This window comes from Paraburkholderia phenazinium, from assembly GCF_900141745.1.
Classification (GTDB): Bacteria; Pseudomonadota; Gammaproteobacteria; order Burkholderiales; family Burkholderiaceae; genus Paraburkholderia; species Paraburkholderia phenazinium_B.
The window spans coordinates 1,209,834-1,222,737 of record NZ_FSRM01000001.1 but is presented as its reverse complement, the minus strand read 5'-3'; the positions used below and the strand labels follow the sequence as shown (position 1 = coordinate 1,222,737).

General features: G+C 63.0%; 10 protein-coding genes. 4 read left to right on the top strand and 6 right to left on the bottom strand.

Features of this window, described 5'->3' with window-relative positions; all coding sequences use genetic code 11:
* The first annotated feature begins 35 nt into the window (after nucleotides 1-35).
* The gene (locus tag BUS06_RS05720) at nucleotides 36-794 is read left to right on the top strand and encodes a lysophospholipid acyltransferase family protein (RefSeq protein WP_074263394.1); all 759 of its coding nucleotides are present in this window, start codon (nucleotides 36-38) and stop codon (nucleotides 792-794) included.
* Between the two features lie 59 nt (nucleotides 795-853).
* A complete protein-coding gene (locus BUS06_RS05715) occupies nucleotides 854-1,717 on the top strand; it encodes a M48 family metallopeptidase (RefSeq protein ID WP_074263393.1) in 864 nt (287 codons plus the stop codon).
* A 35-nt stretch (nucleotides 1,718-1,752) separates the two neighbouring features.
* On the opposite strand, the gene BUS06_RS05710 is transcribed toward BUS06_RS05715, so the two are convergent.
* From BUS06_RS05710 to BUS06_RS05685, 6 genes are all read right to left on the bottom strand, one after another.
* On the bottom strand, nucleotides 1,753-2,151 hold the full coding sequence (locus BUS06_RS05710) for a hypothetical protein (RefSeq protein WP_074263392.1): 399 nt from the start codon (nucleotides 2,149-2,151) through the stop codon (nucleotides 1,753-1,755).
* Between the two features lie 65 nt (nucleotides 2,152-2,216).
* Complete coding sequence (gene gloA, locus BUS06_RS05705) at nucleotides 2,217-2,603, bottom strand: lactoylglutathione lyase (protein ID WP_074263391.1); 387 nt, start codon at nucleotides 2,601-2,603, stop codon at nucleotides 2,217-2,219.
* A gap of 122 nt (nucleotides 2,604-2,725) precedes the next feature.
* Nucleotides 2,726-4,408 (bottom strand): long-chain-fatty-acid--CoA ligase, encoded by a 1,683-nt coding sequence (locus BUS06_RS05700; RefSeq protein WP_074263390.1) that lies wholly within the window; start codon nucleotides 4,406-4,408, stop codon nucleotides 2,726-2,728.
* Nucleotides 4,409-4,449: 41 nt separating this feature from the next.
* The gene (locus BUS06_RS05695; protein WP_083611351.1) at nucleotides 4,450-6,270 is read right to left on the bottom strand and encodes an alkyl sulfatase dimerization domain-containing protein; all 1,821 of its coding nucleotides are present in this window, start codon (nucleotides 6,268-6,270) and stop codon (nucleotides 4,450-4,452) included.
* Between the two features lie 95 nt (nucleotides 6,271-6,365).
* Complete coding sequence (locus tag BUS06_RS05690; protein ID WP_083611350.1) at nucleotides 6,366-7,046, bottom strand: TetR/AcrR family transcriptional regulator; 681 nt, start codon at nucleotides 7,044-7,046, stop codon at nucleotides 6,366-6,368.
* 143 nt (nucleotides 7,047-7,189) lie between these two features.
* A complete protein-coding gene (locus BUS06_RS05685; RefSeq protein WP_254368763.1) occupies nucleotides 7,190-8,164 on the bottom strand; it encodes a LysR family transcriptional regulator in 975 nt (324 codons plus the stop codon).
* 229 nt (nucleotides 8,165-8,393) lie between these two features.
* Here BUS06_RS05685 and BUS06_RS05680 point away from each other — a divergent pair, with 229 nt between their 5' ends.
* Both BUS06_RS05680 and BUS06_RS05675 read left to right on the top strand, forming a co-directional pair.
* A complete protein-coding gene (locus BUS06_RS05680) occupies nucleotides 8,394-9,707 on the top strand; it encodes an MFS transporter (protein ID WP_083611349.1) in 1,314 nt (437 codons plus the stop codon).
* 213 nt (nucleotides 9,708-9,920) lie between these two features.
* Nucleotides 9,921-12,902 (top strand): autotransporter family protein, encoded by a 2,982-nt coding sequence (locus BUS06_RS05675; RefSeq protein ID WP_074263388.1) that lies wholly within the window; start codon nucleotides 9,921-9,923, stop codon nucleotides 12,900-12,902.
* The last annotated feature ends 2 nt before the right edge of the window (nucleotides 12,903-12,904 follow it).

Genomic DNA, 12,904 nt, shown 5'->3' with positions numbered 1-12,904 from the left:
AACCGAGCGCGTCCCTAATACTGACTCCCCCGCCGATGCGCTTCCTCCGTTCTCTGCTGCTGCTGATCTTCCTCGTGGTCTACACGATCCCGTACGCGATCGCCTGCTTCATCGCGTTCCCGTTCTTGCGCGCCGAGCGCCGCTACTGGATGGCGGCCGGCTGGTGCAGCTCGACGCTCGCCGTGGTGCGCAGCCTGAACGGCATCGACTACCGCATCGAAGGCTTCGAGAATCTGCCTGACGGTCCGGCCGTGCTGCTATCGAAGCATCAGTCTGCATGGGAGACCGTGGCGTTCCCGGCATTGATGCCGCGCCCGCTGTGCTACGTCTTCAAACGCGAGCTTCTCTATGTGCCGTTTTTTGGGTGGGCGCTCGGCCTGCTGAAGATGGTGCATATCAACCGCAAGGACGGAAAATATGCGTTCGAGTCGGTCATCAAGCAGGGCAAGGCGCGCATGGACGAAGGTGCGTGGGTCATCATGTTTCCGGAGGGCACACGCACGCGCACCGGAACGCAAGGCAAATACAAAACCGGCGGTGCGCGTTTCGCGGTGGCGACCGGTGCGCCGGTCGTGCCGATTGCTCACAACGCCGGACGTGTGTGGCCACGCAACTCGTTTCTCAAATATGCGGGTATAGTCACAGTGTCGATCGGCAAACCGATCGACACGAAGGGGCTCACGCCCGATGAAGTGAACACGCGCGTCGAAACGTGGATCGAAGCTGAGATGCGTCGCATCGATCCCGCCGCGTACGGTGCTGCGGACAGCACTTCCGCCGCCGCACAATTCTGACGCGCCCACGCCCTCGAAGGCGTATTTGCGCCGGGGCGTATTGCCCGAAGCCGAAACCGATGCAGAAGTCTCCTACGCCGCAGCCCGCTGCGGCGCTCGATAGCCGGCAACTCGATCTGCCGCTCTTTGCAGAGCCGGCCCTCCCGCCGTCCACGCCGCCTTCAGCGCAGAAGCCGGACACGCCGCGCGCGCCCGACGGCACGAAACTGCGCAGCCTGACACTGGGCGCGCAGACGCTTCATTACCAGCTCAAACGCTCATCGCGACGCTCGATCGGTTTTGCAATCGACAGCAGCGGTCTGATGATCACCGCACCACGTTGGGTCACGCTGGCCGACATCGAAACCGCCATCACCGAAAAGCAGCGCTGGATTTTCTCGAAGCTGATCGAATGGCAAACCCGTGTCGAGCAGCGCGCGCTGCCGCAGGTCGACTGGAAAGACGGCGCCCAGGTGCCGTATCTGGGTCAGCCGGTGCGCGTGATGCTCGGTGCGCCGCAGGGCACGCTCGCCTTCGATGCGACACAGGCGGCGCTTGCGCTGCCACTGCCGTTGCAGGCCGACCCGCAGCAGATCAAGGACCGCGTGCAAGGCTGGCTGCAAGGCGAAGCCAAGCGCCTGTTCGGCGAGCGGCTCGCGATCTACGCAGAAAAGCTGGGGGTAAATTATCGCGCCTACGCGCTTTCGTCAGCGGCGACTCGTTGGGGTAGCTGTTCGAGCGACGGCAAGATCCGCCTCAACTGGCGGCTGATTCACTTCCCGTTGTCGATCATCGACTACGTGGTGGCACACGAACTCGCCCATTTGCGCGAGATGAACCACAGCCCGCGCTTCTGGGAGACCGTGGAATCGATTTTCCCGGAGTTCCGCGAAGCGCGGCAGACGCTCAAGCATCATCCACCCGAGCTGTTGCCGACGCTTTAAAGGTGATGCGACCTCGCTGTCCACGAGGCGCTCACTCACTCCGCGCAGAACGTTTCCTGCAGATGCCGCCACTGCACCTTGCCGTGCGCGTCGATTTCCAGCACCGCCGTCGAGCGCCGCACATTGCGGTTGTGCTCGCCGTCGGACTGCCGTTCGATGTACGTCACCACTGCGCCGGATGGATACCGGGCGATGAACGCACTGCCCGTAATCTCGATTGCGAAGTTCGGCCGCTGTCCGCCATGCTCCTCGAAAATCTCGCGCAGCGTCGGCCAGTCCAGCGTCGCACCGTTCGGCAAAATCATCGAAAATTGCGGAGAGAAGTGCGCCATCAATTGGTCCAGCGCACCGGGCCCTGCTGTGCCGGCGTACCAGGCCTGAACCTCGGCGTTCACAGCCTGGATCTCGTCAAAGAAGGGATTCGAGTCGCTCATCGTTCGTATCCGTGGTAGCCACCGGTTCGCGCAATTCACTCCGCCGCGCGCAGCTCACGCAAAGCTCATTTCTTCTTCTGAATGAACTCGATCTTGTAGCCGTCCGGATCGGTCACAAACGCGATCACGGTCGTGCCGTGTTTCATCGGACCCGCTTCGCGCACCACCGTGCCGCCTTGTGCCTTGATCTTGTCGCAGGCTGCGTATGCGTCATCGACCTCGACTGCGAGGTGACCGAACGCGTCGCCCAGGTCATACGATTCCGTGTCCCAGTTGTGGGTGAGTTCGATGGCGGTGGCAACGCTCTCATCCTCATAGCCGACGAATGCCAGCGTGAACTTGCCCTCCGGATAATCGTGGCGGCGCAGCAATTTCATGCCGAGCAATTCGGTGTAGAACTTGATCGAACGGTCCAGATTGCCCACGCGGAGCATGGTGTGAAGAAGGCGCATCGTGTACTCCTGTTGCTTGATGTCGAGGACGTAAATGTACCCGGAATCGCGCGATGCTGCTGAGAGCGGCGCAGGGTGGCGGCGTCGCTATCCAGCTTCGCCACGACCCGGCCGCAGTGCGTTTACCCCTTCTTTTGAGCCTCATCACGCAAGGCCCGGCGCAGGATCTTGCCGACATTTGTCTTCGGCAGTTCGGACCGAAACTCGATGATCTTGGGCCGCTTGTAGCCGGTTAGCTGCTCCTTGCAGAAACTGAAAATGTCCGTTTCGCTGAGCGAGGGATCGCGCTTGACGACAAACAGCTTGACCGCCTCGCCGGTGTGCTCGTCCGGCACACCTACCGCGACGACTTCGAACACACCCGGGTGCTTCGCCACGACGTCCTCGATCTCGTTCGGATAGACATTGAACCCCGACACCAGAATCATGTCCTTCTTGCGATCGACGATCTTCACGAAACCGGCTTCGTTCATCAGCCCGACGTCACCCGATTTGAAGAAGCCATCCGCCGTCATCGCGCGCGCGGTTTCGTCAGGCCGATTCCAGTAACCGGCCATCACCTGCGGACCGCGAATGCAGATTTCACCGGGCTGGCCGAGCGGCACTTCGTTGCCGGCGTCGTCGCGGATCGACACTTCGGTCGACGGCAGCGGCAAGCCGACCGTGCCGTTAAACGCGGTCGCGGTGGGCGGGTTGGTGGTTGCGCACGGCGAGGTTTCGGACAAGCCATATCCTTCTACGATAGGCACGCCCGTCGCTGCCTGCCAGCGTTGCGCGACTGCTTGCTGGACGGCCATACCACCGCCTGTGGACTGCACGAGCTTCGAGAAATCGAGCGTTGAGAATGCCGGGTCGTTGAGCAGCGCGTTATACATCGTGTTGACGCCGGGAAACGAATTGATCGCGTAACCGCGCAACGTCTCGATCATGCCGGAGATGTCGCGTGGATTCGGTATCAGAATGCCCATGCCGCCGCAGCGCATCGTCAGCAACGCGCATATCGTCAGGCCGAAGATGTGATACAGCGGCAACGCGACAACGGTGATGTACTGGCCGATGTCGGTGCGATCACGGTAGATCGGTTCACGCCACACCTCGGACTGCACCACGTTCGCCACCAGATTGCGGTGCAGCAGCGTTGCGCCCTTCGACACGCCCGTCGTGCCGCCGGTGTATTGCAGGACCGCCACCTCGTCCGCCGCGATCTGCACGGGTGTGAAACCCGACTCCGTGCCGTGAGCGATTGCGTCGCTCAGGCTGACTCGGGAGTGCGACTGAGAATGCAAGCGCGTCGCGTCGTCATCGGCACCTGGTTCGCCTGCGACAGACAGCGATGCTCCCATCATCTCCGCAACCGAGGTCACGACTACGTGCCGCACCGCAGTGTGTGCCTGCACGGCCTGCAACGTGGCGGCGAACGTATCGAGAATCACGATCGCTTCCGCACCACTATCGTTCAACTGATATTCGAGTTCACGCGCCGTATAAAGCGGATTCACGTTAACAACGACACAGCCGGCGCGCAAGATCGCCGCCATCGTCACGGGATACTGCAACAGGTTCGGCAACATCACGGCAATCCGTGTGCCTCGCGCAAGCCCCTGCGCCTGAAACCAGGCGGCAAGGTGGCGCGATTGCCGGTCCAGTTCCGCGTAGGTCAGCTTGCGGCCCATGCAGATAAACGCGCAGGCATCCGCATACTCGCGAAAGCTGCGTTCGAGCAGATCCGCCACGGAACCGTATTGTGTGGCGTCGATCTCCGCCGGCACGCCAGGCGGATATGACTTCAGCCAGATCTTTTCCATCTCCCAGATTCCTCCTTGTGCCCGCTTCGCGGCGCTGGCGGCTAGCGGCCGGCGAGCGCCGGCATACGCCGCGCCGGCTGATCGAAGCTATTGAAGAATGCGCTCAATTGCTCGCGCGTGCCATGCTCGAGCGCAACCGTTCCGCTTTCCAGTCCAGCCGGCAAGCGTGTGGCGATATCGCGAAGCAGGTCATACAAGGTCTTCGTATCGAGCGCGAGCTGCAACTGGACCGCTGCAGGTGCCTGCTCATGCACCTGCAAGATGCCGCGCCGCAACTCCAGCGCGTAGCTCTCCTTGCGATCGGTCATTCGGAATACGAGCGTGACGTGCAGGTCGGCACAGCGGGCGGGATCGATGCAGACACTCAAACGCTGGAATACATTGCGTAGCGGTTGCGCCCGCAACACGTCGCTCGAGGCGAGGCTCGCGCTGCCGGCAAATGGCAACGCCTCATACGCACGCTCGAGTTCACGCGCTGCGCTCAGATACCAGTTGCGCCAGTTGGTGTTCACCGTGAGGTAGCCCAGTTCACGCAACGCCGTAGCCTTGATGCTGCGGGCGTCGGCGTCTTCGACATCGAGCCGGACCAGCAGCGTCGCCAGTTCCGCGGCCCAGCGCCAGTCTCTGTCGCCGAGCGCGATTCGCGCGGCGGCGCGCACCTGCTCTGCACCGCCCATCATGGCGATCATGCGGCGCGTGCGCTCGCTGCGCGGCAACGGGTCGAGGGACGCCGGATCGCCGTCGAACCAGCCTAGTTGCCCCGAGTAAACCTGGCGCACCGAATGTTTGACCGTGCCGTAGTACTCGCCGAGCCATGCATGCCGCGCAAGATGCGGTGGCAACGCAGGAATCGCTTCGGCAAGTTCATCCGGCGTCATGCCGAAGTTCATGTGACGAATCGTCTGATCGTGGATGAACTGGATCGCGTCGCGATACACGGTCAATACATCGGCGACGGCTGCCGTGCCCGAAACCGGACGACCATGCGCCGGCACCATGTGCGCAGCGCCGAAGCTGCGCATCATGTCGATGGTCTGATACCAGCGCACGGGGTCACGGTAGCGCGTGCCGCGCAACGTATGCACGTTTGCCAGACACTCGCCCTGGATCACTTCCGCCGAGAGCAGCACGCCGAGGTCGGGCAGCCACATCACGATTTCATCGTCCGCTTCCGACGGCGCATAGCGGAACTCGAAACGCACACCGGCCAGCACGATGTCGAGCCGCTCGTCGAAGACGCGCGTCGGTGCGAAGAAGCTTGCCGGTTCGGCGATCAGCACCGGACCGATCCCCGCGTTGACCTTGCCGGTCGCGCCAGCGGGCAGCAGCGTGCCAAAGCTGTAGGCTGAACGCGTGGCGAGAATCGGCGCCACCAGATTCGCGTTGTTGATCACCGTGTCCATCAGCGTGCGATGCGCGATGATTTCCACTTGCCCCGCTTCGAGTGCCGCTTCGTCGACAAACGCGCGAACGCCGCCGGTATGGTCCGTGTGGTTGTGGGTGTAGACAACGGCCTTCACGGGCAGCGTAGCGTGCCGCGGATCGATTGCGCAAAAGTCTTCGTAGATGCGCTTCGCCGCCGATACCGCTTCGGTTGCATCGACCACTACGATCCCATCGTCGCCGACCACGAAGATGATATTGGCAATCGCGTAACCGACCGCGCAATACACCCGTTCGGCCACCCGATAAATACGCTGGGCCATGCGGCGCGAGTGTTCGGTGAGGCGGGGCGGTACGGTGGGCGCTGCAATTGCGAAGGCCAGGTTGACGCCCGCATCGAAAGCAACGTCGAGCGGATCGCCGACATGCGGCGCATCAAAGGCAGGATTGCGAACCATCTCGGGGCAACATTGGGTCATACAGTGTCTCCTTGGATAAAAGCTGGCTACGCGAGGCAATTGCCAGCCTCATCAATCAGAACCGGAATTCTTGTTCCGTTTTTAGGGTAAAAAAATCAGCTGTCCGGCAGCGTGAGACAGCGGCGAAACGCCGTCTGCAGATACGGACGCAGCCGCCGGCTCGCGAGCGAGAGCGGTCCTGGATCGTTCAGGATGCTGTTGACCAGCAGACCATTGATCATCTGCAGCGACGCGCGCACCTCGAAGTCGAGCTCGGCCGCATCGGCCACCGGCGCGCCGCGTGCCGCGAGCAGCGCATCGACGAGGTGCGGCACGAGCAACGCCAGCACTTCGCGATTGGCCTCCTTGGCCGCATCCCAACTGGGCTTGAGCTGCGAGGAGCGCAACAGCGAAGCGTGGTACAGGCCACGATTGCGTCGGAACACCATGACGTAAAACGCCACCACGGCATCGGCAATCGCGCTCGCGTCGCTGGAGCGCCATACGGGCTCGCGCTCGAGCATGTCGCGCACGTAGGCGAGACCTTCGGCCATCACCTGGTCCTGCACCACTTCGAAGAAGGCATCCTTGTTGTCGAAACGGCGATAGAACGCGCCGATCGACGTACCTGCACGATCGACGATATCGTTGATGGACAGATTGTCGAGGTTGCCGCTCGCCTCGATCAACTCGCGCCCGGCTTGCAGCATTTTCACGAGGCCGAGCTGGCTGCGGCTCTGGCGCGGCGCCGCGATAGCGGAGGAAGATTTGCGCTTGTGCGCAGGCGTGCTTGTCATGCGGCTTTCAACTTCGTATTGAGGCGTGGAACGCGAGATGCCCGGCAAGCGGCGTCAGAAAGACGCCGGCAAACCGACCGGCTCGATAAACCGGAATCCGGATTCCGAATCGTGGTGGATGGACCAGGCTTTGTCAACCAGCCTCAGGGTAAATCCTGAGCCAGCGGCTGTGCAGGATGCAGCAGCTCATGCGCGGCTCGATTGGCCTCGACCATGATCTGTTCGGTCAGCACCAGCGCCGAGCTTGCAGCAGGCGACGGCGTGCGTTCCGCAAGGGAAACAAGCGCGAACTCGAGACTCAGGCGCGGTGGGCTAGTCAGCGCGATGCGCGCGAGCCGCCCTGCTTCGAGATCGCGTCGCACCGCCGCCCCAGTGGCGAACAACACCGCATCCGTCTGCGCGACGACGTTCTTGAGCACGGCAACGTCGTTGCATTCCACCTGCAGAGGAATATGCTCATGCGCCCGATACTTCAGCAGCCGGTGCAGCGCGTCCTTCATAAACGCGGGCACGGTCACCGACACCAGTGGAAACTCGCGCAACGCAACCATCGGTACGGGTCCGCCTTGCAGCAGCGGATGTCCTGGCCGCACAAACCAGCCACCTTCGTGACGCGGCAAGCGATGCAGGGCGATGTCCGGCGTCGCGGGCAGCACGCGGCGATCCATGACGAGAAAGTCGACCTGCTCGGCGCGCAGTTTGGCGAGCAGCGCTTCGCCGTCACCATCGCCCAATTCAATCGAAACCTTGATCTTCGGAAAGCGCCGCGAGAATTCGACCAGCAGATCGGGCAGCAGCACGACAGCTGCGTAAGGGCCGAGACCGATATGCACCTCGCCCAGTTCATGAGCCTTGAGTAACTCGACGTCGCGAAAGAGACAGCGCGTCTCGAACAGCACGCGGCGCGCACGCTCGACGAGCAACCGTCCAGCCGCCGTCATCGCGACACCGCGTGCGGCCCGGTCGAACAGTTTCATGCCCAGCTCATCTTCGAGCGCCTGAATGCTGCGGCTCAATGCGGGCTGGCTCAGATGCACGCGCTCCGCCGCGCGCGCGAAACTGCCTTCTTCGGCGAGTGCGATCAGGTGAGTCAGCCGGCGGGAGTTAATCTCATGCATGTTTTGCAAGTTTCCGATAAGCAGATTGCACTTGAATAATTCTCTTATACCACCTCAAATGGGCAAAATTCCGCGGCTGCCAGCAGACTGGTCATCCGGACGGCAATAGGACCGCTCAGGTCATACACGTCGTACAAAACATCATTGGAGACAGGGTTTGCCCATCTCGCCGCGCCCCGCGTTGTCCGTCAGCGGCGGCCGGTCGACGGCACACCCTCAGGAGTATTGAATGCTCGAAGCACATAGTTCCACCTTGACCGACGCGCCTGCGGTCGCGGCACCGGTTGATCGCGCCACGGGCCGGCGCTGGGTCATCGTCGGGTCGCTGTTCCTGTTCATGCTGATCAACTTCGCCGACAAGGCTGTGCTCGGTCTGGTGGCGATCCCGATGATGCACGACATGGGACTGTCGCACGAGCAGTTCGGCCTCGTCGGCAGCGCGTTCTTTTTGCTGTTTTCGCTCTCAGGCATCGCGATTGGCCTCATCGCCGATCGTGTCAGCATGAAATGGCTGCTGGCTGCGCTCGCACTGACGTGGGCTTGCGCGCAGTTGCCGCTTGCCTGGCCAAGTAGTTTCGCAGTCCTGCTGCTGTGCCGTGTCCTGCTGGGCGCGGGTGAAGGCCCGGCATCGCCGCTCGCGCTGCACGTCGTCTATACGTGGTTCGACGATCGCGAACGCAGCCTGCCCACCACGATTGTTCAACAAGGTGCAACGGCCGGCGTGATTGTTGCGGGACCGCTTCTCACCTATATCTCGCAACGCTGGCACTGGCACGCCACGTTTCTCACGCTCGGGATAGTAGGTGCCGCGTGGACTGTGCTTTGGCTTTGTGTCGGCAAGACGGGCAATCAGCATTCGCGCCGCGCGCGGCCCATCGCAACGGCAAAGAATGTGCAGACGCGCGTCCCTTGGCGGACGCTGCTTTCAGATCACACGGTGATTGGCGTGATGCTGCAATGCTTCGTTGCCTACGCGGTGGTCGCGATCGGCTTCACGTGGGTGCCGGCGTATCTGCGCCTCGGGTTGGGCTTCCCGGCCACCCAGGCGGGATGGCTGTTCGCAGCGCAAGTGGCGGTGCAGATTCCGGTCGGGATCGCGCTGGCGATTTACTCGCATCGCCTGCTCAGGCGCGGCGTGCCAACGCGGCGTGCACGTGGCACGCTGATCAGCTCAGCCTGCGTGATAAGCGGTATCGCGTACGGCGTACTCTTCCTGGACGTGCCGCCGTTCGTCAAGGTTGCAGTGATGGGGCTGGCCAGTGCGCTCGCTATCCAGAATTTCACGTTCGGCCCGATGCTGATCGCCGAGGTCGCTCCAGGCGCTCAGCGTGGTGGCTTGCTCGCGATCACCACCTCGATCACCACTACCGCCGGGCTGATCGGCCCGGTCGCAATGGGCAGACTGCTGGGCGCAGCCGGCGATGCGCATGGCTATGAGATCGGTTTCGTCATCAACGGTGCGCTGTTGCTGGCCGTTGGCGCAGCCGGCTTCGCGCTGCTCGATCCGCAGCGTTCGCGTCGCCGCCTGCAGATCCAGTCCTGATGGCGTACGGCGGGTGGCGCTCACGCCTGCCTTTCACCTTACCTTCAGGCCACACCATTCGCCGCACTCGCACATTGCGTCGCAGCGGCGCGTTGACTATTCTGTGACACACAACGTGCGGAATCCTATCGAAAGCTCGGCGCCCAACGAGGTGATCGAGCGACGAAGCAATCCCCATGGGCATCGACGCTGTCCGCCCTGGGAGGAGGATCTATGCGTCGAGCGTATCCGCCGTTGGTGCCGAGCCGGACTTTTGAGGCAATCTCTTCAGCGCTGGGGGTGCTGGTCCTGCTAAGGCTGCAGCCAGCGCTCGCGGCCTGCGACAACTCCACGCCAGCAACCGGGCAAACCGTCACGTGCAGCGGTACGACCTCGCCCAATCCCACCACCACGCCGGTCGCGGCGACAAGCGGTAGCACGGACGTAACAGTCAACGTCGCAGCGGGCGCGGAACTCGACGTAAGCGGGGACAACGGCATCCTTGTGTACAGCCACAGCACGGTCACGAACCTCGGCACTATCCGGGTGACAGGCGATACCTTCGACGGCATCTCGGCACAAGGTACGGGCGCCGGTCAAAACGTGCTGACCAACCGCGGCTTGATCGTGACAACCGGCACCGAATCGGAAGGCATGTTCAACAGCGTAGCCGCCGTGACGATGCTCAACGACACGGGCGGGGTCATCCAGACGAGCGGCGGCGACGCGGACGCGATGCACGATTACGCCAGCCCCGGCGGCGGCACCCTGACCAATAACGGCCAGCTTTCCACCAGCGGGAGCGGCTCCGCTGGTATGGCCGCGGAAACGAACAACGACACACTCGTCAACAACGGCACGATCACGACAACAGGGGACGGCGCGCCTGGCATGTACACCAACGGCAACGCGGTCAGCGGGCCAGGCAACAACATCATCACGAACGCCGGCACGATCAGCGCATCGGGTGTGGACTCGGACGGCATCGTCTCGAACGACAGTTCGCCGGGCGTCATCACCAACAAGGGTTCGATAACCGTAAGCGGCTCAAACAGCCTCGGCGCCTTCATCTCAGGCAGCGTCACGTTCAATAATGAAGCCAACGCAAGCATCGTCAGCAAGCAGGGCAACGGCATCGATGCGAATGGCGGCGGCACGTTCAACAACGCTGGCACCATCTCCGCGCAGTTCGTCACGCTCTCGTTTGTCGGCGCGGGCGCGACCATCAACAACACCGGCACGCTCGATTCCGCCACTACCGAGGTCATCGCGGCCACTGGCGCGATCGACATGACGATCAACAATACCGGCACCATCGCGGGCGGCAACGGCCGCGCGATCTACACCGATACCGGCAACGACACGCTCAACTGGAGCGCGGGCACGATCACAGGATTTATCCGGCTCGGCACGGGTCACGATACCGCGACGCTCACGGGCCTGACCGACACCAATCTCAACGGTGTGCCACTGCTTGCAGGCGGCAACGTCTCGAGTGTTCTCAACTTCGACGACACTCAGGCGAGCGGATTGAGCCGCTTCACGAACTGGTCGACCATCAACGCGACGAACGGCAGCCAGCTCACGCTCGACAACAACGGACTGACGCTCGGCAACAGCGGCACGCAGACAGGCACGCTCGCCATCGATTCGACCAGCACCCTGTTCGCGGGCGGGCTGGGAGACCCTGCGATTACGCCTGCGGTGAGCGGGCAGCTCGTCACCGTCAACAACGCTGGCACGATCGACCTCACAAACGGCGGCACCAGCACGAGCGATGCGCTGGTGGTCAACGGCAACTACGCGGGGCTCAACGGCAAGCTTCTGTTGCAGAGCGTGCTCAACGGCGACGGCTCTCCCAGCGACAAGCTGGTGATCGTGCAAGGCACCGGGTCGGGAAAGACGACGCTGGGGATTACGAACGTCGGCGGTGTCGGCGCGGCGACGCTCACGAATGGCATTCTGGTCGTGCAGGCGACGAACGGCGCGACGACCGCAGCAGGCGCATTCACCTTGCCAAAGCCGCTGCTGGCTGGCGCTTATACCTATTACCTGTTCAAAGGCGGGGTAAGCGCCGGGACAGCCGACAACTGGTATCTGCGTTCGAGTCTCGCGGCGGCTCCGACGCCTACGCCCACCCCTACACCAACGCCCACACCGACACCTACGCCCACCCCATCGCAGACCCTACAGGGTCCCCAGGCGGCCTCCGGCACGCCTTCCCTACCCGCTCCTCCACCAGCGGGCTCAGCGGCCACACCGCTCTACCGGATGGAGGTGCCGGTCTACGCAGAGGTCCCCGAACTTGCGCGCGAACTCGGCATCGATCAGGTCGGCACGTTCCACGACCGCGAGGGCGCGCAATCGCTGTTGACCGAAACCGGCGCCGTGCCCGCCTCATGGATACGCGTCTGGGGCGAACATGCCACGCTGAGCAACGGCGGCGCGGTCAATCCGGAATTCAGCGGCACGATAGGCGGCATCCAGGTCGGCCAGGATCTCTACGCCAGCGCGACGCCCGGCGGTCAGCGCGACCACTATGGCCTGATCCTCGGTTTTGCACGCGCAGAAGGCGACGTGAGCGGCCTCGCCCTCGGCTTTCCGAATCTGGCTGCGGGACGCCTGTCGATCGACGCCTACAGCGCCGGCGGCTACTGGACCCACATCGGCCCTGGCGGCTGGTACACCGACGCGGTCCTGATGGGCAGTTCGCTAACCATCAGCCCTATGTCCTACGACAATATCGGCGCCACCACGCATGGCTATGCCGAGGACGCATCGTTCGAGGCCGGACTGCCGATTCCGCTGCCAGCCCATCTGAGCATCGAGCCACAAGCCCAGCTGATCTGGCAGCACACCTCAATAGACGATCTCAACGACGGCATCTCGAGCGTATCGTTTCATTCCGCGAACGGTCTGATCGGCCGGCTGGGGCTTCGGCTCGAAGGCAAGTTTGAAGGCGGTGGGGCAATCTGGGAGCCGTACTTGCGCGCCAATCTGTGGCGCTACTTCAACGGCACCGACGAGGTGAGCTTCGCGGGCAGCACCGTGATCCCGACCAGCGTGCCGGCGACCGCAGCCGAGTTCGGCCTCGGCATCGCCGCGCATTTGAGCGCGCGTGGCAGCGCGTATGCCGCGGCAGGCTATACGACGAACGTGAACGGTGCGCATCGGAGCATCGTGGAGGGCAATGTGGGGGTGCGCTGGAGCTGGTGAAG